Raw genomic sequence first — 20,751 nt, 5'->3', positions numbered from 1 at the left:
GCACGCACCGGCCGCGGACGCCCACGGAACGGCGACGTCGGTGGCGCGTGAGAGCATGAGGCGTGCCCGTCAACTTCACCGCCATTGATTTCGAAACCGCCAACTCCTCGGCCGCCTCGGCGTGCTCGGTGGGGTTGGTGAAGGTGCGCGACGGCGTCGTCGTCGACAAGATCGGCTGGTTCATCAAGCCGCCGCTCGGCCACGACGCGTTCCAGGAATGGAACATCCGCATCCACGGCATCTACCCCGAGCAGGTGGCGGGCGCGCTCAGCTGGTCGCAGCAGCTGCCCAACCTCGTCGACTTTGCCGACGGCGACGTGCTCGTGGCGCACAACGCCGGCTTCGACCTGGGCGTGATCAAGACCGCGTCCGCGATCACGGGCATGACGGTGCCCGACTTCCGCTACGTCTGCAGCCTGCAGGTGGCCCGCAAGACCTACCACCTCGACTCCTACCGACTGCCGGTCGCGGCGATGGCGGCCGGCTTCGAGGACTTCTCGCACCACAACGCCCTGGCCGACTCCGAGGCCTGCGCTGCCATCATGATCCACGCCGCCGACCGGCACGGTGCCGACACCATCGAAGACCTCGCCCGAATCTGCGGGGTCAACATGGGCGGGATCGGCCCGGTCGCCACCCTGGAACACCGCGCCGCGCACGGCCCGATGGCACTGAGCTAGCCGACACCGGGCTTCGTTCGATCCCTGGCCCGCACGGCGCGCGCCGCGGCTCCCGGCGGTGTCGGTGGTCGCTGTCAGACTGGCCGCATGGATCTCCTCGTCATCGGCCTCGTTCTCGGCATCGTGCTTGGCGCCCTCGTGAGCGCCGTGCTGTTCCAGCGCCGCCAGCCTGCAGCCCCGCAGGGCGACGATCCGGCCGTGCTCGAGGCCCGGCACCAGGTGGTGCTCGCCGACACCCGCACCAGGGAGGCCAGTGTGCAGTCGCTGCTACGGGAGGAACTCGCCTCGATGCAGGCCACCGCCGACGGCCTGCGTGACCAGATCGCCGACCAGCGACGCCAGTACCGGGAGATCGTCGACCGGCAGCGCGACGACCAGGCCGCGCGCACCGAACGGGACCGGCAGGAGAGCCAGGTGCTGCAGGCCCTGGCCCCTGTGAAAGACAGCCTGGTTAACATGCAGCAGAAGGTCGCCGAGCTTGAGCAGCAGCGCAGCCTGCAGCACGGTGAGCTCACTGAACAGCTGCGCTCGGCCACCGAGTCCGAGGAACGCCTGCGCAGCACCGCCGAGTCCCTTGCCTCCGCCCTGCGCGCCAACAACACCCGCGGTGTCTGGGGCGAGACCCAGCTGCGCAGCGTGGTCGAGGCCGCCGGGCTCATCGAACGGGTCGACTTCGACGTGCAGTCCAGCATCACCAGCGACGCCGGGGCTGGCCGGCCAGACATGGTCGTGCACCTGCCGGGCGGCAAGAACATCGCCGTGGACGCCAAGGTGCCCTTCACCGCCTTCCTCGAGGCCAGTCAGATCCCGGCGACGGCGACGGGTGCGGATGGCGCCCAGCGCGCTGTATTCATGAAGGCGCACGTCAAGGCCGTGCGGGACCACGTCACGGCGCTCGGCAGCAAGGCTTACTGGCAGGGCCTGGAGGCCTCCCCCGAACTCGTGATCGCTTTCATCCCCAGCGAATCACTGGTGTCGTCGGCGCTGGAGGCCGACCCGTCACTGATGGAGTTCGCGTTCAGCAAGCGCGTCGCGCTGGCCTCCCCCGTCACCCTGTGGTCTGTGCTGAAGACCGTCGCGTTCAGCTGGCAGCAGGACGTGCTCACCCACGACGCCCAGGTGCTTTTCGACCTCAGCCGCGAGCTGTACTCCCGCCTGTCCACCACGGCCACCCACATCGAGAAGCTCGGCCGCGCGATCGAACGCACCGTGAAGGACTACAACGGCTTCGTCGGCTCGATGGAACGCCAGGTGCTGCCCACCGCCCGCAAGCTCAACGCCCTCGACGAGTCGAAGGTGCTGGCCCCGCTGGTGGGCATCGAGGAGTCCCCGCGCGAGCTGGTGGCCTACGAGTTCGTGGCCGCGCTGGAAACCGACGCCCTGGAAGCGATCCCCACCCGGGACTGAACTGCTCAACTCCCCCGGCAACATTCGGCACGCCGCGGCACACCCCGCCGAGCAATGCGCCCCGCCGAGTTGCCGCGACATGCCCGTTTGGAGCCGTCGAAAGGGCCGTTTGCGGCAAGTCGAGGTGAGGTCCCTCTGTGTCAGCCTGTGCTGAGGGATTCTGCGGCAAGTCGGCGCTGCGGTGTCGCTAAAAATCGTCGCTTGCGGATGGCGCCGGGGGCGTCTACGGGATGGCGCGGGCGGTGCGCTCGAGATCGGACACCGGTAGTTCGCGTTGGGTAGCGATCGCCGCGCCTGCGGCAGTGCACACAACGACGATGGCGATCTGCTGCTGCAGCAGCAGGGTCTCGCCGAGCACCAGCACGCCGAAGACCGCCGCGACCACCGGGCCGAAGCTCGTGATGATCGCGTAGAGCCGCGGGGTGATCCGGCGCAGGATGAACGTGTCCAGCGTGTATGGGAACGCCGACGACAGCACGCCCACGACGACGAGCAGGCCGATCACGCCCCAGTTAAGCTTCGAGTAGTCCACCGTGACCAGCGCCAGCGGAACGAGCAACACCAGACTGACCAGGCTGGCGATGGTGATGCCTTCCAGACCCGGCAGCTGGGTGGCCACCCGGCGGGTCAGCAGGATGTAGCCGGCCCAGGCCGCCGCCGCGGTGAGCGCGAGGGCGATGCCGAACGGGTCGAGCGTGCCATCCGACCAGGTGAGCAGGAACACCCCGCCTGCGGCCGCGGCCGCGCAGACGAAGTCGAGGAAGCGGCGGGAGGCGGCCAGGGCCACGGCGAACGGGCCGAGGAACTCGATGGTCGCGGCCACGCCGAGGCCGAGCCGGTCCACCGACTCGTAGAAGGTGAGGTTCATCACCGCGAGCACCACGCCCAGCAGCAGCGCGGGCCACAGCCGGGCCCAGGTGAAGGTGACGAACTTGGGCCGGTAGAACGGCAGCACGGTGATCGCCATCACCAGCTGGCGCATCGCCACGACCACGGGCGAGCCGACCACAGGGATGAGCAGCCCGGCCAACGACGAGCCGTAGTTAATGGTCACCTCGGTGACGAGTTGGGCTCCGGCGCCGGTGAGGCGGTCACGCTTGGCTGTCACTGTTCTCCCCCGCCGACCGGTTGCGGCACTCCGACGACACTACCGGCCATCCACCGACGGCTCGTAGCGCGTTGCGTTGGGGCAGCCGCGCCGTTTGCCCAAACGTTCCAGGGCAGCCGGGTCATCCTCGATCTCGGCGACGCCGCCGAAGACCGCATCGGCCGGGTACACCAGCATCGGCACGCCGGACACCTGGACGGTGACGCCAAGGGTCCGGGCCGGGTCGGTGGTGTAGCAGCGCACCGGGAAGAACTCCCTCAGCGGCTTGCCCGCGGTCACGGCGTCGTTGAGGTAGCTCACGAGCCCATCCGCGAACCGGTCCGAGACGGTGAAGCATCTACCGTAGTGGTCGATGCGTTTCATCCTTGGAACTCCACCGAGCCTGGCGCGCCGATTCCTGGGCCTGCCCCCGACGAGGGCCGCACCGACAGGAACGGCCTGCGCTGGGTTTCCAGGCGACCGGCCCGAACGAGGTTGGGCCAGATGAGGCGGTGACGGAGACGACGAACCGCGATGAGCACCCCGCCCGCAGCCAGCAGCAGCGCGGCTGCGCCGACCAGCGGAGCGACCTGCGCGCCGGTGGACGCGAGGACGCCGCCGACGGCCGCTGCTACTCGTGCCGCCACGGTGTTCGTGCGGCCGGTGCCTGAGACCGTCCCGGCCGGCGCAGCCGTCGGCGCCGGGGTCGAACCCGCCGCGGCATCGGTCAGCGTGGTCGACACCGAGACGCCGGTCTGGACACCGGTGAGGGTGACCGTGTACTACCCGGGGACGGTCGGCGCCGTGCCGGTGAACACGGCCTGGCCATCGATCACGTCGGCCACGCCCAGCGGGTCGGCCGCAGCGGAGGAGCACTACGAGAGGGTGTTGCCGTCGGCCTTGGCGAAGGCGAGGGCAGACTGCACGGCCTCATCGAGGTCGACGGTCTCGCCGACCTGGCCGCAGGCATCCGCGGCGTGGTCGCGCTTGTCTATGCTGGCGCCTTCGACCTGCAGGAGCAAGGATGCTGGCGCCGGCGATGAGGCCGGTGGCTGCGACCATGAGCGCGCTGCGCCCGGGCCGTCAGATGGATGACATGGACGCCCGGTACAGGGTGTTTCCCCTCGAACTTGGTGTGTAAGTTGACGCTGGACCCGGACTAACACGACGACGGTAACCGGGCCGCGCAGAGCCGCGGTGTACCCCGGTGAACAGCAGGGAGCCCTCGGCTCAGATCAGTGGAACACCGACCGGGCCACCGCCGTCACCTCCACGGGCAGGCCGTCAGGCACGAACAGAGTGACCACGGGTGGACGCCACCAGGCTCGCAGGGTGATCGTTGCGCTTTGGCCGTCCGCCGTGTCGGCGCGGGCCAGCACCAGATTGTCGATGCCCGGATGCGGCGCCGCGGCCAGGTACGCGGTCGCGGCGGCGCGGATCTCGCCGGTCGTCAGGGCCGCATGCAGTTCACCGTCCTCGATCTCGACCGAGTCGAGGGTGAACGATTCGGCCGCGGCGAGCGCCGCACCATCCGCCAGCGTGAAGAGCTTCTTGCGCTCGAGGTAGAGGCTCGTGGCAGCCACCACAATCAGCACCACCAGGAGAGCCAAAAAGCCGTAGAAGATCGTGAGCAACAGGGTCGAACCGTCCTCGCTCCGGTCGCCGCGGCCGACGCCGCTGTCGGTCCTGTGCGCCATCGGGGTCACCCCTCGTGCCAGAATCTGGACACCGTTTGGGTGGCCGAAGCCTGCAGCGGGATGCTGCCACCGTGAGATTGGGTGATGACGGCGGGCACGAAGGGCAGGTCGACGACAACCCGCACTGTCACGGTCACCACGCTGCGGCGGGACAGGCACACGGCGGACCCCTGGCATGTGATGCTCACCTCGGCGTCGGCCGCATCTATTCCGTAGTCGGCCAGCCCCACCAGTACGGCACGCTCGGCGCGGGCCTCAGCGTCGCCGTGGGTGGGCGCCTGGACGTAGACCCGGGCCGCCTGCCGGGCCGCACCCTCCACGGCGAATGCACCCCCCTGCACCACCGACATCGTCAGCACCAGGTAGACCAGCGGCACCAACAGGATCAGGCCGGCGGTGATGAACTCGAGAGAGGCCGACCCGCGGTCTCCGGTCGGCAGCCACCATCGGTCACCCGGTTTCCAGCCCCTCCACGGCCGCATGTCCCCTCACCTCCAGGCCACGGTCCATGCCCAGCAGTCCGAACATCGGCAGCGGGGCCACCACCCGCACCTGCACGCCGGCCTGTCCGGCGACATCGGCGTAGCTGGCGGTGACATCGGCGGCGTAGGCCGGTCCCAGTGCCGCTGTGATCAGGTCACGGCTGCGTGCGGCGCCTTGCGCAAGGCCGCTGTCGGCCAGCGCGGCGTACCGGGCGCCTTCCGCTGCCGCGTCCAGCACCGTGTTGCGGATGTGCAGGGCGAGCGCGAGCTGCAGCACGGCCAGCGTGAGCGCGGTGAGTAGCGCCGCCACCATCACGAATTCGGCCACCGCCGTGCCACGCTCGGCGGCGCCCGGCGCACACCGCCACCTGCGGATCATTTCGGTATCAGGGCATCCGCTAGATGCCACTGACCCGATCGATGGCTTGCTCGAAGATGCCGCTGAGGGCGGGGCCGGCCAGACCCCAGATGATCATGACGAGCCCAGCCGTCATCAGGGTGATCAACACCCAGCCCGGCACGTCACCGCTCTCGTCGTGCAGCCCTCTGCGGATACGGTCCTGAAGCTGGGTGGTAACGCTCACGGTGTCCTGCTTTCTCTCGGGTGGGGCACGGATGAAGCGGGGCGGTTCGGCTGGATCGGTTCTGGTCGGGGATGTCTAGAAGCCGGCCTGCAGCACGAACAGCCTGGGGAAAATCGCAAACCCGACACGTTCTTAATGCATCTTTTCTGGAATTGCCTTGAAAAATGGGTACTGCAAACACCCCCAGGCCCTACGGCCCGTTGAGGACGTAGACGCGTCAGAGATCCAACGGGTCGCCAAGTGTGCCCGCAGCCGCCCGAAGACTAGTGGTGACGAAAAGACAGTCCAAGATCGGCGTCTATGCAGGCCAACCTGCCGCACCTCGACGGGAACATGGGGGCGGTTGGCGCACCTCTGTAGAGGAGTCGACGGGTCGCTGATTCACTACCGCGCGGCAATCGGTTCGACTCCGCCCCGACTCGCGTCGCCCCGTAGGTTCCTAGTGGCTCGGTTCTGCTCGCTCCGCGTCCGTGGGAATAGGGAACTCTGCGACGTCGAAAAGGTCCGATTGGAGCACTTCCTGAAGCAAGAGCTCTTGTTCGGCCTTTAGGTTGACTGTCCGAGTGAGTGCCTTGAGGAGGTCGAGCAGTTCATCGTTCCACTCGTCTATCCACTGAGTGGGACGGATCTTGTCGAGCGGTTTCGGCTTCGTCCGGATATGGCCCCGCCCGAGGGCGCTCCTGTTCTGCAGCCACCGTTGTACCACCGGCCATCCACTCACAGAGAACTCCCACACGTCCGGGGATACGCCAGTCAGTTCGCCGTCGGCCACAGTCAACGTCCTCGTTGGTGCGTCATACGAAATTTCAGAATCGTCGTGAAGGCGAGTAACGGGTTTGAGCCAAGTGAGTCCGAATAGTTGTGAAAAGTCGTCCTTAGACGCGCGACTTGTTAGGCGGGAACCGAATGTTTGCGCGTAGATGAGGTCAGCTCCAACGTCGCGTGTGCGCGCAAACAGGATCGGGTCCTTGGTAAATGGCACTCTCGCCCCCGGAACCTCCAACTCGGACTTGAACAGTTCACGAAAGCCTGGCTGGGCGAGGATGCCGAAAGCGTATGCCGCGACGTCCTCCGGTGCGACGGCATAGCCATAGGTCACGGCGAGGAGCGCCGTTAGTCCTGCCGGTAGGTTCGGAGTTCCGGTGGCGTCCCGATAGAGCGGAATCACATCCTTTCCTCCGAAGCTCCCTCTGAAATAGTGCAAGTCGGGCGGGGCTACGGCTACGGTGATGGCCGGGCCATGGCCCAAGGGACTCGTGTTCATCGAACACATAAATAGTTGTTGGTGGGACAGCGATGCCCAGAGCGCCGGTCGTTCGAGATTTATCAAGCGGGGATCATTGAGAATCCATTGCTGATCGAACGGGCGGGCGGCGTATCTGACTATGGAACGAGGGCTGGCTCCCGGGAGGAGTTCCGAAATCTTCTGCATCCCAGAGACCTGAGTGAATATGTTGCGGCCGGACGACGGAGTGACGAACTTCTCTGCGCGTGCGACTGCGTTCGGCGTTGCGAGCAAGGAGTCCCAACGCTTCCGCAAGACCTCTCGTTGAGTGGCGTAGGGCCACGCCCGGTTGACCTTCACGCCTGGCTGCTGCCAGGGAAAAATGTCTACGAGGTTGGGAAACGTCTCCCATTGAGTACGGGCCGGAATTGGAACAAAGCCGAGCGTGGCGTTGCCCGCAAGTTCCGTCCAGTCACTTGGTGACTCGTGCGGATTCGACAACGTCCGAAGCTCGTGGAGCTTGTCCGCCCTCTTACCGGAGACCCGCCGGTAATAAACCGTGGCGGGCGTCTTCTGGCCCTTCCCCCGTCGGAATACCGTCACGATAGCGACGGGCGTCTGAATCGCAAATACGTTGTCTTCAGCGTTGTTGCCCCGCCCCTCACCGCCCAAGTCCGTCACCCAAATTTCGTCGGCATGTTCAAGGGCAATACCTCTCAGGCCCACGAAGACTGGATTGCTCAGCCACGAGGATGCCGTGATGAAGCTGACAACAGCTGGACTGTCGGGTTCTTGTTCAAACGCTTTCCAGAGTGCCCATCTCCAGAAGTAGACGTAGTGGTTGTAAAGGCTTGCTTGGGCGCTGAAGATGATGCCAGCCGTCTTCGCAGGCTCGATCACATCGTCAAACAACGACCGTCCGCTAGACGGGTTGACAACCCACTTACCGTCTGCCTTTACTCCTCGTTCGTAAGGTGGGTTGCCGAGGATTACCGTGACGGGCTGGTCGTGCTTTACCCCGCGTGCACGTTCCCTCTCCTCGGCCAACACTTGGACATCTCCCCAAAGGGGCAGTGCAACAGGAATCACATTCGGATCTTCAAGAGTGTCTGTCAAGTAGACCCTGACGTTCCCGGGCGGGAACAACGAGTTGTCCATGTCGGCGAGCCGACGGCCAATCCGCAGCTGGGCCACTGCGTAAGGCCCCGGCAGTATCTCAAAGGCGATCACGTTGGCCGCTAGTTGTTTCACAACCTGCTTGGGCCCCGCCGCGCCACGCACCTCTATTGCGACTTTCTGCGCCTGGTCGATCACAGCCAGGGGGTACGTGCCCGATCCTGCTGCGGGGTCCAACGTGACAACCGAAGCATCAGCGAAGCTGAGCTTCTTCGAAAATAGCTTCCTGAGAATGAAGTCGACGTGCTGAACCTGAGACTGCACAACATCGACTGGCGTGTAATACACGCCGGCCTTCTCCCGCGCGATTGGATCGTACGCATAGAGGAAATCCTCGTAGAACCACAACCACGGTTCACCTCGGTTGTCCTTGGCCGCCCCAATCGCTCGGCTGTCAACGACTGACACCAAGCGTTCGATGGCACCAATCTCAACGGCTAGTTCTTCCGAAAGCCCAGGGATATCGAGTACCGGACCAAGGGCGGCGGCAAGAACTGCATTGCTGATCCGGAGGGTTTGTCGGGCCTCTGACAAGGACACAAAGCCGTCGTCGTTCGAATCTCCGCCGCCGCTCAACGCTGCGATGGCGAGGCTGTAGGCAATCACCTGTGCCAAGTCGGACGCAAATTGAGAGTCGGTTACTTTCTCGTGAACGTTTGCCGCCCACACCGCCTTCGCTTGTGCGATGACGGGCCTTGGCGTCTCATCGGTCAGACCGGCGGCTACTCGTTCCCGCAATAGCCGCGCCATAGGGGCTAGGACCACTGCCAGCTGGTGAACACCACGAATCACTGGCGGTCTCATCGTCGCGAAAAGTTGCAATAACGCGACTAGGGGCGCCCCGTCCCATGTGCCGTCGTCAGATGGCAGGATAGCTTCTTCGCCAATCTGCTCACCCGCGCGGTAAAGGCGAACTGCTTCCCCGTTGCAGACCAGAAGGGAGTCGAGTTGGGCCAGCGAAGCCCATTGCGCTATTTCGCGTCCCATCCACTCTGATCCTTCGAGGGAGTGGCCTGGCCGCTTGAGCTCTACCCATCCACAAGGCCGTCCATCTATCGATGCTGCGAAATCAGGTCGCACTCCTTCAAGCTGAGCCTCCCGCTGCAGGAAGAGTACGCCAATGCCTGCTTCCCGGCTGAGGCCTTCAAACAGATCCGCGACTGGCCTGGTCAGCTGGGCCTCCGGTTCGACGGCATGAGGCGAAAGCTGGATATCACGGAGGACCGAGACGTAATCATCGGCAGCACTGGTCGGCATTCCCCCATCTAACCGTTAACTCTCAGTGGCGAAGGACGGCGCACGACGCAACCCTGGAGTCGGCAATCGACTGCGTGCCGTTGAGTCCGAGGGAGCTGGCCGAACCACCGTCTCGTATCGTTGGGCCTATGGGAATGCCGAGCGATGCAGCGACACTTATCAATGCCGACATTCGCGACTATCTGTCTACCGGGCATACCGGGGAGTTCGACGGCGTGATTTCCGATGCCCCTTACGGTCTTGGCATCACTGCTGACCGTCGCTCAGGCTCGCATTGGGACACCAGCGGAATCGCTTTCGACCCATCCTTCTGGTCCGCGCTAAGGCAAGTGGTCAGGCCTGGCGGCAACCTTGCTTCCTTCGGCCACAGTCGAACCGGCCATCGTCAGGCCACCGCTATAGAAGACGGAGGATGGCGGATCGTCGATTCCGTCGCCCATGTGAAGAGCCATGGGTTCAATCCAGGGAATCGCGGCATCGATACCGAGCTAAATCGCACTGGCTTTGAAGACCTGTCGTCGGACTACACGGGATACACGTCACATCTGAAGCCCGCGTACGAACCGATTACCCTCGCCCGTAATTTGCAACGGAATGAGTCCCTCGTTGGAGCGATCGCTAACGGCGGCACAGGCGGATTCCACACTGCAGCGCTTCGAATCCCGACAGACGACCTGGGTCGAGCAAGAACCCCTGGACGTGTAACGCCGTCTGCTGCTTGGTCGGTGTCCCGACCTGCGATTAGGTCAACACCAGCGCCGGATGGTCGGCACCCCACCAACATCCTGTTTGAACACGCTAGAGGGTGCGTCGCGTCCGCATGTTCTGAGGACTGCGGGCTCCGGGCGATTGATGAACAGGGCAGAACCAAGTACGCCGATGGGAAGGACCGACCAAGCCGGTTCTTCTCTTCATTGAAATATGCGCCCCGTGCGCCACTGTCTGAGCGACCTCGAGTGAACGGAGTAAGCGCCCCCACGGTGAAGAGCCAGGCCCTACTTGAATGGCTTTGTACACTCGTGGGGGTCAAACACGGGACAACTTGGCTTGACCCGTTTTGTGGGAGTGGAGCAGTTGCAGAAGCGGTCGTCAGGGCTGGCGGTCGGGTTGTTTCCGTTGATCTCGAAAGCTCATACGTTGAGTTAGCTCGTGCGCGTTTTCGTCGTCTCGACTTGGCATGGGAAGCCTGAGCTAGGGAAGCGCCTCATGTTCGTGGCTGCTCGTATCCACCAGATGCCCCGGCCAAAGTCCTGTACTACCCAGTGGGGCGCAGAACAGCACGTCATGACTCTTGGCAGGCGTTGGACGTCCGAGCGGGTCACAGATTGTTGAGAAGGTGGAGCCGTCCCGGTATATAGAGGAAAGCGGCACTTCCCAGACCGACGACAAGATTTGTGCGTAGTCCTCGACCACGAATGTTCCAGTGAACTCTCCCGGATCACCCGCCATGACGACTGCCGAGCCGTCTCCCCCGATGATCATGTGCTTCTTGTCGCTCCAAGACACCTTTGTCATGTAGTTCAATCTCGCGTAGGCCTCTCGGAACTGCGTTGGATGCAACTGCATTTCACGAGCTGCGTTGAGCTGGAGCTGTTGAACGTTTTCGGACCGCCCCCAGTCTTGAAGAACGCACACGACACCGATCTTCCCGAGTCGAAGGCCGAGGACCGGGACGAAGAGATCATCCAGGTAGTCGAACCGGCGTGTCGAAGTGTCGGAGTCCAGACATTCAAAGAAATGAAAGCTGGCGGGTCCTGGCTGCTCAGGATGCCAACTGACGTGTCCTCCTGCCGATTGCAGCAAGAAGTGATGGAAGGCCACAGTCTTGAGATGTGACTCTGGGACAAGCCGCTGCCCGTCTTGGTCCCTGGCGAGCATCGGACGGAGGCTTTCCTTGTAGACGATGCCGTAATAGATCTTCCCGAACCAGATAAACAGGTCGCGACGATCCAATCTCTTGAAGGGCTCTAGCCCTTCTAGGAACGCGGCCTTCACTCGATCCTCTACGGCCTTGAGGTCTCCCCCGTTGCACGGGCTGCAACATGGCACGGTAAGCCGACGATATGCCAGGCGTTCGTCGTTCAGCTGATGAACCGTGCCGTCCCAGAGATCCAGTTCGCGCTGCAGCCACTTCGGAAACACATGCTCCTCGGTGCGAAAGGGATCACCGAGCGGTATGTGGCGACCGCAGATGAAGCAACGGTCTTCGCCGAACTCCTGCGAGCGCTCCCTCAAGAATTGATGGTGGTAGTCCTCTGGCATCATGTCCCCCTCGATTTGTACGCAGTTTAAGACTCGACAACACCACTCCGATCACAACGAAGCAACAGCTTCCCCCGCGCTGGGTCGCGACGTTCAATACAAGCCAGCCGTTCGGCATTCGTGGCAAAAGTTATCCGAAGGATAACTGCGGCAGCTCGTAGGCGGGTCGACCTCGACTCGCCGCCCGGTCCGCCCCAGCGAGTTCGGACTGTCCGCGTTGGTGACGCCAGGGTCTCCCACTGGGGACGCCTTTTTCTGCCGAGCGTGCCACGACCGGCAGGACCGAACGTGCATCCTTCACTGGAAACGTCAGCTGCCGCGCATGCATACACCGGCAGCACAAAACGACCAACCCAACCCTCACAGGAAACGTCAGCTGCCGCGCATGTAAACACCGGCAGCACAAAACGACCAACCCTCACAGGAAACGTCAGCTGCCGCGCATGTAAACACCGGCAGCACAAAACGACCAACCCTCACAGGAAACGTCAGCTGCCGCGCATGAAGCAAGAAGCCAGGTGGAGCTGGAGGAGGAATACACCCGTAGTTCCCCAACACCTAAAGAAAAGAGAAATCATGAGCAACAACAACGCATCAACTGTTCCAGTCGGCGACATCGGTCCCGTGCTCGGTCTGTCGGTGGAGCCGAAGGTGGATTTCACAACGAGGGAGCAGAAGCGCACTAAGGATGGAAAGCGCCTGTTGTGGACCGTCGTGGCTTTCATCGTCGCCCGACAGGTTTCGGTGAAGGTGACTGTCCCATCGGAGCAGCCGCCCACCGTCAACCCCGGAGTCCCAATCCAGTTTCACGGGTTGGAAGCAGGGGCATACGTTTCCGGAACCAACGCCGTCTTCTACTGGGCAGCCGAGGGCATCTCGTTGGTCAGCGCCCGTGCGTGAGCCGGAAGTTCCTCCGCTCCGTCCGGAGACCTACGACGCCGATTGCGCGCTTGCAGTCGTGTCCGTGCTGCGGGGATTCGAGGTTCACTACGGCGGAGCAATCAAAGCTCTTCACAAGGAAATCATCGATGGCCCGGCGTTCCGCATGACCAGCTCATGTCGGGGGCCGGTAACGGCTAGGAAGCTCGACCTGCTGGAGCTCGTGTTCGTGCCCGACAACGGGCCGGGATTCATTCGCGTCACTGAGTCCCTGCGTCAGCTGCTCCAACCTGTCAAACGGTACGCGGGTGGTGTAAACGGCATCAAACGAATTGCAGGGATGGTCGATTCCCTCTGGAATTTCGAAGTGCAGTACAGGGCAGCCGTGGAATCGCTCAATGATTCGTCAAAGAGGGAGCCTCCATTCAGATGGCACCCGACTGAGCGGCGACTGATGACAGAATCCGTGATTCGAGTGCGAGAGATAGCTGCCGATTTCGAAGTGGCTGGGGACATGCTTTCCAGCGCGATTTCCAAGGCAGCTGAACTTGAAGCGCGCGTCGACCCCGGGGCGCGCGTCAGATAGTGGCACCCAAGGGAGTGCGCGAGTTTGCGCGCTCCCTTGGCTCATGCCGGAGCACTCGCCGAGAGCGCCATCCGGCAAGGAGGCCGAGCGCCGATGTGCGAGGAGTGCGTAGCCCCGCCAGGGGCGAAGAACGACGAAGTACGGAGCGCCGAGTGCCGACGCAGTCCGGATGGCGCTGCCTCCGGAGAACAGCACAACAACCGATGGGCCACGTTCGCACGTGGAAACCTGTCTCCTCCTTTTCTTGTATTAGCAACGTAACTCGGAAGAAAAACCCCATGACCACAATTAGCGACTCTGCTCCTTCAGGAAGGACGCTGAGCACCTCTACCGCAAGCGGACTTTCACTGAGCAGTCTCGCTCGGCCCGATTCGGGGTGGCAGTTCTCCCTGTATCCAGCCGCCGGTGAAGGTGGGGGTAGCTTTCGCGGCTCCGTTCGACGCGCATCTTCGTTTGTGCCAGCTGGAAAAGCAACCAATCCTGAACGGTCGTTGGAAGAGGCTGGACGCCGCGCTCGCTCCAAGTTGCGCAGATATTGTGCCGCAAATCGTCTGAACCGCTTGGGAACTTTGACTTATCGAGGTGAGGGGTGCCATGACCCAAATCAAGTCAGAGAAGACCTGGGACAGTTCTTCCGCAATCTTCGCGCTGAGGTTGGCCCGCTCCCCTATGCCTGGGTTCCCGAATGGCACCCAGGTGGACACGGCCTGCACGCGCATTTCGCTGTTGGTCAGTTCGTAAAACGACAGCTCATTGACAAAGCATGGGGCCACGGATTCGTACACATAAAGCTCATCGGAGACCTTCCCGTTGGCTCGGGTTCACTTTCCGAATCACGCATCGCAGCGTCGTACTTAGCCAAATACGTTTCGAAAACCTTCCTGGGTGCACAGAGCGTTCTAGGAATGCATCGGTATGACGTGGCGCAAGGTTTCCAGCCCAAGGCTGTTGCACTCGTCGGGAAGAGTGCCCAGGACGTCATTAACCAGGCATCTTCAGCAATGGGGTCGTATCCCGCCACTGAATGGCTTTCGCGCTCCGAGCCGACATGGGAAGGACCTCCGGTCGTGTGGGCACAATGGGGCAGATAACTTATGCGCCCGACCGAGAACAGCTGATGGCTTGGCTCCAGGCGTCGTGCGAGGCTCAGAACGTCCCGCTGTCCATAGCGGACTCTCGCACCATCCAGACCGTCGCCGTGCTTCTAGGCGCGACACACGGCCCGCCATTGGCGAACGCTGCTTGAGCCCGAGCCTGCTTAGGCTCCTACAGCCGCCACACTGGCGAAAGCCTGTCAGGGTCGAAGGCGCGCGCCCATGGAATGCCGGGAGCCACAACTAAGTGATCAATGACTGCGCCGATAATCGCCGCCTGTCGCGTCAGATTGAGCTGTGTCCACTTATTTCTCAGTTCAGGAGAACCAAGAGGTAGCCCACCCAGGGCATCATTTCGTGACGAAGCAGCTAGCCGCCGCTCTGCAACCCGCACACGTGATTCGATAGGCTCCCTTGCCGCTTTCCAAACCTCCGCCCCAATTTCTCGGTTGCCAAACATTCGGCCAAGGTCAACAAGCTGCTCCCTGTCGGCTTCAAGTTCCTTGGCCAGGGCTGGCTGAACGTAATTGTTCGCAGATCCGCCAGCTAACGTTGCCGTCATCGCAGGCGAATCCAGCCGAGCTAGGACACCCTCCGCGATCCAGAGTTCAGCTGATTCCGCCGCGAGCGACAGCCGACCACAGGATGCGAGCCCTTGGGACTGTGGGCAGATGTACCATCGCTTTCCGTGTTTGGACGACGACGCCATCCTGCTCCCGCACCGACCGCACCTGAGCAGGCCCGACAGGAGATATCGACGTGGTGCCCGTCGGTTCTGCATCTGCTTCGTCTTCGACATGGCAATCACTTGGTCGTGCTCTGCCTCAGAGATGATCGCAGGCCATAGAGCCTTAGCTATGACTACGGAATTGTGAGTACGCAACCCAGCGATTCGTGGGGAGCGAATGACGCTTCGCACGCTTGTTGGAGACCATGCCGCGCCAGAAACCGTTGGCACTTCTTCGCGTGAGAGCCAGGCAGTCAACGAACTGATCGACTCTCCCGCGATATAGCGGGCCACTAGATCCTTGATGACCGCGGCTTCGGATTCCACAACGAACATCTGATCCTGCGTGTACCCGAAAGGACGCCTAAATGACGGGCTGGGCCTTCCTTGCTCTGCGCGCTGGAGTGCCTGCCTTTTGATACGGGCCGACTTCCGACCGCTCTCCTTCGCGGCGAATGCTGCAATAACTCGCGCCATGAAGAGGCCGTCATCGTTTCCCAGGTCAACGTCCACAGTGACGGTGATGACATGCCTTACGCCCGCGCGCTTGCAGATTGCATTGAAGTCCTCAAGCTCACGTGGCTGACGGTGCAGCCTGTCGAGGTTGTACACCACCACACCGTCGCGCAAACCGCGCGCTAGGTCATCCAACATACGAACGTAGGCGGGACGCGATTTGGGTCCAAACGCGGATACGTCGTTGTCGACGTACTCCTCAGCTATTGACCAACCGCGAGATTCGGCCAGTTTCCGGCAGTCCTCCAACTGCCGCTGAACGCCAAGGCCCTGGCCTGTGGGGTCGGAGGAGATTCTGGCGTAGGCAGCAGCAGCAATGGGAGGCTTCACAAAGTACAGGTTAGCGACGTGTGAGCAAGAGAATGGTCATCGGCAGGATCAGAAACACCAGCGGCACCATCATGGCCACCTCTTTCTTGCCCGCGGCCTCGAGCAGGTGCCGTTTGGCTTCCTCCCGTCCGTCCTGGGCCTGGGCCCGCAGCACTTCAGCGAGCGGGGAGCCGCGGTCGATCGCCCCGACGACCTGGTCCACGAACCGGGTCAGCGACATGAGGCTCATCCGGGTGGATAGTTCGGTGAGCGCCGTGCTGAGCGACACCCCGGCGTGAACGTCGCCGATCACCCCGGCGAACTCGCGGGACAACTCCCCCGAGGTGCTGCGGGAAACGCGGCGCAGGGCATCGAGGATTCCCTCGCCGGCCGCGAGGGACAGGGTGAGGAATTCCAGGATGGTGGGCAACTCACTTTCAATACGAGCCAGGCGTGCAGTCGCCGCCCGTTTCAACTGGGTGTCCCGCAACAACACCCCCGCCCCCGCCGCCACAGCGGGCACCGCGACCTGCACGATCAGCGGCCAGCTTCGGCCCAGCGGCGTGCCAAGCGCGAACAGTAGCGCGCCGGCGGCGCCGATCAACGCCCAGACCAGTTGCTCGGAGCGGAAGGCGTCGACGGTGAGGGAGGAGCCCGATTGCCGGAGGCGACGCTCGATGACGTCCGCGCCACCGAGCGCACTGGCCAGGGCCTGTGCGAGGGCCTCGAACACCGGCGAGAACAGAGTGCCCAGGACCGGGATCGGGTCGACCGAGCGGCGGCCCACGAAGACCCGGGCCTCGGCCGACACGTCGAGTAGGTACGGCGCCAACCGGTTCGCGAGCCGGGGTCGGCTCAGCCGTGGGGTGAGGCTCACCAGCGACCAGAGTCCGATACCCAGCACCGACCCGAAGAAGGCACCCCAGGCGACCGCCGTCACTGAAACCACCGTCGTTCCTCCGGTAGACGACCCACGATGAGCATCACGCGATAGGCCAGCACCGAGACGGTGAGACCGCCCAGGATGACGACGGTGCCGGCCGGAGTGTTGAACGCCTGTGCCGCCTCCGGCCGGCTGCTAATCAGCACCAGCACAATCCACGGCGCCGCCACGCCCAGTCGGGCGGCGTTCACCACCCAGGACTGCTTGGCCTCGACCTCGGCCCGCACCGCGGCATCCTGCCGCAACCAGCTCGACAGGCTGCGCAGCACCAGGGTGAGGTCGCTGCCGCCCACGTCCCGTGCCATCCGCAGCGTCTCGATCAACCGGTCCGCGAACGGGTCGGCGAGGGAGGCTTTGAGCCTGTCGGCGCTGTAGCCGAAGTTGCCGGTGGCGCGGTACTCCCGCTCGAACTCGGCGAACGCCGTACGGGCGACCACCGGCCCGGCCTGCGCCAGGCTGCTCACGGCATCGGGCAGCGCCAGCCCCGACCGCACGGCGGAGACCAGGTGGTCGACCACATCGGGCCAGACCGTACGGTTCAGCCGCCGCCTTGCCCTGGCCCGCCACAGCACGACGAGGGTGGGCAGCACCAGCCAGACCATACCGACAACCAGGGTGAGCGCTCGCACGCCGAGCACCGCCTCGGCGAGCGCGGCTGCGGCCACCGCGAGCACCGCAGACAGCGTGGCGAACACCGACACCGGCACCGACCCGAAGCCGGCCTGCGCGAGCCGGGCTCGCCAGCCCGACACCAGTCGGCCGCCGCGGGACGCACCAGGGGTGGCCGGCCACAGTAACGGTGCGCTCAGCAGCACCAGCCCGGCACCGAGCAGGCTGCCCAGCACCAGGGTCATGCCGCTCCCCTCCGCAACACCTCGGCCGGGTCCAGCCCGGCGGCCCGGAACTTGGCGAGCTTGGTGGGGAACCCACCGGTGTGCTCCAACACCCCGTTTTTCATGAGGAAGAGCGGGCTGGCCTCGATGGTGGAGCCGGTGAGCTGACCGCTCGGCGCGATGATCTCGGTCACACGTCGGCGCCCATGCCGGTCCATCTCGCAGTGCACCACGATGTCGATGCAGCCGGCCACCGTGGGCAGCACGAACGAGGAGTCGATGTTGCGCCCGGCCAGGAGCGGCAGGGTCGACAGCTTGGCGAGTGCGTCACGGGCACTGTTGGCGTGAATCGAGCACATGCCGGGCAGTCCGCTGTTGAGCGCAATCAGCAGGTCGAGGCTCTCCGCTTCCCGCACCTCGCCCACGACGAGCCTGTCTGGCCGCATTCGCAGTGATTCCTTGATCAGCCGCCGCAGGGTGATCTCCCCCGCGCCCTCCAGGCTGGGCTGCCGGCACTGCATGGCCACGACATCGCGTGCGCCTACGCTCAGTTCGAAGGTCTCCTCCACCGTGATGATGCGTTCGGTGCGGCGCGTGGCCGACAGAAGGGCGTTGAGCATGGTGGTCTTGCCGGTCTGGGTGGCGCCGGAGACGAGGATGTTCTGACCGCCGCGCACGCACACGCGCAGAAACTCCGCCGCCGGCTGGGTGAGCGCGCCCAGTGCTACGAGCTGGGTAAGATCCCGGATGCGCCGGGTGAACTTGCGGATGTTTACCGACCAGTACCGCTGGGTGATGTCCGGAATTACGACGTGTAGCCTGGACCCGTCGGGCAGGGACGCATCCACGAACGGGGAGGACAGGTCGACCCGGCGCCCGGACGCTTGCAGCATCCGCTCGACCAGGTCGCGCACCTCGCGCTCGTTGAGCACCATCGGGGTCAGTTCGGGCACACCGTCTCGGGCGACGAACACCCGGCTGGGTGAGTTGATCCAGATCTCCTCGATGTCGGGGTCGTCGAGGAAGGGTTGCAGGGCGCCGAACCCGGTGAGCGCGGCGACCACCTCCCTGGCAGCCTGGAACTCGTCGGTAAGCAACGGCAGCGACCCGCCAAGGGCCCGCTCGCTGTAGCGGCGCACCTCGTCGCGCACGTATTGGTCGGCGAGCGCGTCGTCGGCGGCCAGGTCGACGCCGTCGCGGCGCACGCGCAGCCGCACCTGCTCGGTGATGATGCGCACGGCCTCAGTCATGAGGGAATCCTGCTGCACAACCGGACCCGCGCGTGCAAGTTATCCACAGCCCGCGCCGGGTGACCGCCCCGACACTCCGCCGCGCAACCGGGGCACACTCTAGACTGGAGCGGCACTGCGGGAGTGGTGAAATTGGTATACACGCAGGTTTTAGGTACCTGTGCTTTCGAGCGTGAGGGTTCAAGTCCCTTCTCCCGCACCGACGGGTGCCGGCTGTCGGCACTCAGTTGCCGTCCGGCTCCGCTGCAACCGAGAATTCTCTTCAATTCTGGCCACCCTGAATTCGCTCTGGTTAGGATTGCCTTACTCGACTCCCAGCAGATCGGTTCTCATGACCGCGACCCCCATCTCACCGCAGCACCCCCTGGACCAGCAGCACCCCCTGGACCAGCAGCAGAGCCTGGCCGACTACCTTCGCACCAGCTCGAGCAACCAACATCGTGATACCGAAACCCGGTCCTTCATTACCGAGCTGATGAGCGGCGCACTCTCGCTCGCGGACTACACCCGGTACATCGGGCAGTACGCGTGGGTCTACGAGGCCCTCGAACAGCTCATCGACCGGGTCTCCCAGGTCGACCGCATCGACGTCTTCGACCCCGCCCTCGATCGGCTGCCCGCCATCGAAAGCGACCTCGCCGCGCTCGGCGTCAACGACTGGCGCCGGGAGCATCCGCCGCTGCCCGCCACCACCGAGTACATCGCCCACTTGCAGTCACTCACCAGTGCCGACAGGGTGCGCTGCCTGGCCCACCACTACACCCGCTACCTCGGTGACCTCTCGGGCGGCCAGGCCATTGCGGCTCTCGTGGCCCGGTACTACGGCGCAGTGCCTGAACAGCTGGGCTTCTACAGGTTCGACGCGATCAACAACATCGTGCAATACAAGCGCTCCTACCGCGATCGGCTGAACGCCATGTCACTCGCGCCGGCCGAGGTGGACGCCCTCGTCGCCGAGGTCGATGCCGCCTTCACCTACAACGGTGCCGTCTTCGACGGGTTGGCGCGCTAGCCGATGGTGCGCGCCGCAGCCCTGGACGGCCAACTCAGCGACTTCCTCTCGAGCGCGGGTGTCGTGGTGTTCTACCTGCTCGTCTGGGCACTCGTGTTCGCCGGCACCGCCCTGTTCCTGGGGGTGTTCATCCCGTTCATCACGGGTGACTCGCTCCTGTTCGGCGCCGGTCTGGTGGCCGCCTCCACGACGAGCCTGAACATCGTGGTGCTCGCCGTCGGCGTCGGTATCGCCGCGTTCCTCGGCGACCAGGTGGGTTTCCTGATCGGACGACGATACGGTCGCGGCTACCTCGACAAACGCGGCGGCCGGCGCACGCAGCTTGCGATTGTGAAGACCGAGTCCTTCTACCTCAAGTACGGCTGGTGGGCCGTGGTCGTGGCCCGCTTCATGCCCTGGGCGCGGGTGTTCGTTCCCGTCGTGGCCGGAGTCGGCCGCATGAATTACTACAAGTTCCTCTCCAGCAACATCGTCGGAGCGCTGGCCTGGGGTGTGGGAATCACCCTGACGGGTTACTACGCCGCGGCGATCCCCGGGGTGAAGAGCGCCGCCTACGTTATCGCCGGCTTCTTCATCACGGCGTCCATCGTGTTCGGCCTGCGCACCTGGTTCGCGGACCGCGCCCAGCTCCGCCTCGATGCCCGCACTGCCACCGGTTCTCACAACACATTGGGGGGTTAGCCCACCCGTTCATCAGGCCTTCAGGTGCTGGAACGCGCTAACCTGTAGCGACGCAAGCGATCAC

At 64.0% G+C, this 20,751-nt stretch carries 22 protein-coding genes and 1 tRNA gene; 9 read left to right on the top strand and 14 right to left on the bottom strand.

Going from position 1 to position 20,751, the window contains the following annotated elements; genetic code table 11:
- Positions 1–62: 62 nt before the first annotated feature.
- Together E3O42_RS16280 and E3O42_RS16275 are read left to right on the top strand one after the other, a co-directional pair.
- Positions 63–680 carry an exonuclease domain-containing protein gene (locus tag E3O42_RS16280; RefSeq protein ID WP_134455004.1) on the top strand — a complete coding sequence of 206 codons (618 nt, stop codon included), beginning with the start codon at positions 63–65 and terminating at the stop codon, positions 678–680.
- Between the two features lie 87 nt (positions 681–767).
- Positions 768–2,087 (top strand): DNA recombination protein RmuC, encoded by a 1,320-nt coding sequence (locus E3O42_RS16275; protein ID WP_134455002.1) that lies wholly within the window; start codon positions 768–770, stop codon positions 2,085–2,087.
- A gap of 223 nt (positions 2,088–2,310) precedes the next feature.
- On the opposite strand, the gene E3O42_RS16270 is transcribed toward E3O42_RS16275, so the two are convergent.
- From E3O42_RS16270 to E3O42_RS16230, 9 genes are all read right to left on the bottom strand, one after another.
- Entirely contained in the window at positions 2,311–3,195 is an 885-nt protein-coding gene (locus tag E3O42_RS16270; RefSeq protein WP_134455000.1) for an EamA family transporter, read from the bottom strand.
- A 39-nt stretch (positions 3,196–3,234) separates the two neighbouring features.
- Entirely contained in the window at positions 3,235–3,558 is a 324-nt protein-coding gene (locus E3O42_RS16265) for a hypothetical protein (RefSeq protein WP_134454998.1), read from the bottom strand.
- On the bottom strand, positions 3,555–3,917 hold the full coding sequence (locus E3O42_RS16260) for a hypothetical protein (protein ID WP_134454996.1): 363 nt from the start codon (positions 3,915–3,917) through the stop codon (positions 3,555–3,557). Before E3O42_RS16260 ends, E3O42_RS16265 begins: the two co-directional genes overlap by 4 nt.
- A 132-nt stretch (positions 3,918–4,049) precedes the next feature.
- Entirely contained in the window at positions 4,050–4,196 is a 147-nt protein-coding gene (locus E3O42_RS16255) for an alkaline phosphatase (protein ID WP_241984883.1), read from the bottom strand.
- A gap of 213 nt (positions 4,197–4,409) precedes the next feature.
- Positions 4,410–4,871 (bottom strand): pilus assembly protein TadG-related protein, encoded by a 462-nt coding sequence (locus E3O42_RS16250; RefSeq protein WP_134454994.1) that lies wholly within the window; start codon positions 4,869–4,871, stop codon positions 4,410–4,412.
- 5 nt (positions 4,872–4,876) lie between these two features.
- Positions 4,877–5,353, bottom strand: a complete 477-nt coding sequence (locus E3O42_RS16245; RefSeq protein ID WP_134454992.1) for a hypothetical protein — start codon at positions 5,351–5,353, stop codon at positions 4,877–4,879.
- On the bottom strand, positions 5,322–5,732 hold the full coding sequence (locus E3O42_RS16240) for a TadE/TadG family type IV pilus assembly protein (RefSeq protein WP_134454990.1): 411 nt from the start codon (positions 5,730–5,732) through the stop codon (positions 5,322–5,324). Before E3O42_RS16240 ends, E3O42_RS16245 begins: the two co-directional genes overlap by 32 nt.
- A gap of 19 nt (positions 5,733–5,751) precedes the next feature.
- The gene (locus E3O42_RS16235; protein WP_134454989.1) at positions 5,752–5,937 is read right to left on the bottom strand and encodes a hypothetical protein; all 186 of its coding nucleotides are present in this window, start codon (positions 5,935–5,937) and stop codon (positions 5,752–5,754) included.
- 439 nt (positions 5,938–6,376) lie between these two features.
- A complete protein-coding gene (locus E3O42_RS16230) occupies positions 6,377–9,595 on the bottom strand; it encodes a type ISP restriction/modification enzyme (RefSeq protein WP_134454987.1) in 3,219 nt (1,072 codons plus the stop codon).
- Between the two features lie 128 nt (positions 9,596–9,723).
- On the opposite strand from E3O42_RS16230, the gene E3O42_RS19005 reads away from it, so the two are divergent.
- Positions 9,724–10,785, top strand: a complete 1,062-nt coding sequence (locus E3O42_RS19005) for a DNA methyltransferase (RefSeq protein WP_134454985.1) — start codon at positions 9,724–9,726, stop codon at positions 10,783–10,785.
- Position 10,786: 1 nt separating this feature from the next.
- Here the strand turns inward: E3O42_RS19005 and E3O42_RS16220 are convergent, their stop codons facing one another.
- Positions 10,787–11,860, bottom strand: coding sequence for a hypothetical protein (locus E3O42_RS16220; protein WP_134454983.1), 1,074 nt, complete (start codon positions 11,858–11,860; stop codon positions 10,787–10,789).
- A gap of 573 nt (positions 11,861–12,433) precedes the next feature.
- On the opposite strand from E3O42_RS16220, the gene E3O42_RS16215 reads away from it, so the two are divergent.
- The 3 genes from E3O42_RS16215 to E3O42_RS19000 all read left to right on the top strand — a co-directional run bounded on the left by E3O42_RS16215 (position 12,434) and on the right by E3O42_RS19000 (position 14,413).
- Positions 12,434–12,757, top strand: coding sequence for a hypothetical protein (locus tag E3O42_RS16215; protein WP_134454981.1), 324 nt, complete (start codon positions 12,434–12,436; stop codon positions 12,755–12,757).
- Entirely contained in the window at positions 12,750–13,322 is a 573-nt protein-coding gene (locus tag E3O42_RS16210; protein WP_134454979.1) for a hypothetical protein, read from the top strand. Before E3O42_RS16215 ends, E3O42_RS16210 begins: the two co-directional genes overlap by 8 nt.
- A 203-nt stretch (positions 13,323–13,525) precedes the next feature.
- Positions 13,526–14,413, top strand: a complete 888-nt coding sequence (locus E3O42_RS19000; protein ID WP_420897893.1) for a rolling circle replication-associated protein — start codon at positions 13,526–13,528, stop codon at positions 14,411–14,413.
- A gap of 175 nt (positions 14,414–14,588) precedes the next feature.
- Here E3O42_RS19000 and E3O42_RS16200 read toward each other — a convergent pair whose 3' ends face one another.
- Genes E3O42_RS16200 through E3O42_RS16185 form a run of 4 tightly spaced genes read right to left on the bottom strand, consistent with a single transcriptional unit; the run spans position 14,589 to position 18,994 of the window.
- The gene (locus E3O42_RS16200; protein ID WP_198414164.1) at positions 14,589–15,989 is read right to left on the bottom strand and encodes a recombinase family protein; all 1,401 of its coding nucleotides are present in this window, start codon (positions 15,987–15,989) and stop codon (positions 14,589–14,591) included.
- Positions 15,990–15,999: 10 nt separating this feature from the next.
- Positions 16,000–16,917 carry a type II secretion system F family protein gene (locus E3O42_RS16195; protein WP_241984882.1) on the bottom strand — a complete coding sequence of 306 codons (918 nt, stop codon included), beginning with the start codon at positions 16,915–16,917 and terminating at the stop codon, positions 16,000–16,002.
- Positions 16,905–17,765, bottom strand: coding sequence for a type II secretion system F family protein (locus E3O42_RS16190; protein WP_134454975.1), 861 nt, complete (start codon positions 17,763–17,765; stop codon positions 16,905–16,907). The genes E3O42_RS16195 and E3O42_RS16190 overlap by 13 nt, the downstream gene beginning before the upstream one ends.
- Positions 17,762–18,994, bottom strand: a complete 1,233-nt coding sequence (locus E3O42_RS16185; protein ID WP_134454973.1) for a TadA family conjugal transfer-associated ATPase — start codon at positions 18,992–18,994, stop codon at positions 17,762–17,764. Before E3O42_RS16185 ends, E3O42_RS16190 begins: the two co-directional genes overlap by 4 nt.
- Before the next feature lie 117 nt (positions 18,995–19,111).
- Here E3O42_RS16185 and E3O42_RS16180 point away from each other — a divergent pair.
- The 3 genes from E3O42_RS16180 to E3O42_RS16170 all read left to right on the top strand — a co-directional run bounded on the left by E3O42_RS16180 (position 19,112) and on the right by E3O42_RS16170 (position 20,687).
- Positions 19,112–19,193, top strand: a tRNA-Leu gene (locus tag E3O42_RS16180).
- 132 nt (positions 19,194–19,325) lie between these two features.
- Entirely contained in the window at positions 19,326–20,006 is a 681-nt protein-coding gene (locus E3O42_RS16175; RefSeq protein WP_134454972.1) for a biliverdin-producing heme oxygenase, read from the top strand.
- A 3-nt stretch (positions 20,007–20,009) separates the two neighbouring features.
- Positions 20,010–20,687 (top strand): DedA family protein, encoded by a 678-nt coding sequence (locus tag E3O42_RS16170; RefSeq protein ID WP_174844285.1) that lies wholly within the window; start codon positions 20,010–20,012, stop codon positions 20,685–20,687.
- Positions 20,688–20,751: the final 64 nt, after the last annotated feature.

This window comes from Cryobacterium adonitolivorans (assembly GCF_004402695.1).
In the GTDB taxonomy this organism is placed as follows: Bacteria; Actinomycetota; Actinomycetes; order Actinomycetales; family Microbacteriaceae; genus Cryobacterium; species Cryobacterium adonitolivorans.
Note: the sequence above shows the minus strand (reverse complement) of the source record. Positions and strands in the feature narration are given on the sequence as shown.

Excerpts from the sequence above, each read along its gene's own strand:
- E3O42_RS16275 (WP_134455002.1), top strand. The coding sequence starts at position 768 with ATGGATCTCCTCGTCATCGGCCTCGTTCTCGGCATCGTGCTTGGCGCC.
- E3O42_RS16265 (WP_134454998.1), bottom strand. The coding sequence starts at position 3,558 with ATGAAACGCATCGACCACTACGGTAGATGCTTCACCGTCTCGGACCGG.
- E3O42_RS16250 (WP_134454994.1), bottom strand. The coding sequence starts at position 4,871 with ATGGCGCACAGGACCGACAGCGGCGTCGGCCGCGGCGACCGGAGCGAG.
- E3O42_RS16245 (WP_134454992.1), bottom strand. The coding sequence starts at position 5,353 with ATGCGGCCGTGGAGGGGCTGGAAACCGGGTGACCGATGGTGGCTGCCG.
- E3O42_RS16240 (WP_134454990.1), bottom strand. The coding sequence starts at position 5,732 with ATGATCCGCAGGTGGCGGTGTGCGCCGGGCGCCGCCGAGCGTGGCACG.
- E3O42_RS16230 (WP_134454987.1), bottom strand. The coding sequence starts at position 9,595 with ATGCCGACCAGTGCTGCCGATGATTACGTCTCGGTCCTCCGTGATATC.
- E3O42_RS19005 (WP_134454985.1), top strand. The coding sequence starts at position 9,724 with ATGGGAATGCCGAGCGATGCAGCGACACTTATCAATGCCGACATTCGC.
- E3O42_RS16220 (WP_134454983.1), bottom strand. The coding sequence starts at position 11,860 with ATGATGCCAGAGGACTACCACCATCAATTCTTGAGGGAGCGCTCGCAG.
- E3O42_RS16215 (WP_134454981.1), top strand. The coding sequence starts at position 12,434 with ATGAGCAACAACAACGCATCAACTGTTCCAGTCGGCGACATCGGTCCC.
- E3O42_RS19000 (WP_420897893.1), top strand. The coding sequence starts at position 13,526 with ATGGGCCACGTTCGCACGTGGAAACCTGTCTCCTCCTTTTCTTGTATT.
- E3O42_RS16190 (WP_134454975.1), bottom strand. The coding sequence starts at position 17,765 with ATGACCCTGGTGCTGGGCAGCCTGCTCGGTGCCGGGCTGGTGCTGCTG.
- E3O42_RS16185 (WP_134454973.1), bottom strand. The coding sequence starts at position 18,994 with ATGACTGAGGCCGTGCGCATCATCACCGAGCAGGTGCGGCTGCGCGTG.
- E3O42_RS16175 (WP_134454972.1), top strand. The coding sequence starts at position 19,326 with ATGACCGCGACCCCCATCTCACCGCAGCACCCCCTGGACCAGCAGCAC.
- E3O42_RS16170 (WP_174844285.1), top strand. The coding sequence starts at position 20,010 with ATGGTGCGCGCCGCAGCCCTGGACGGCCAACTCAGCGACTTCCTCTCG.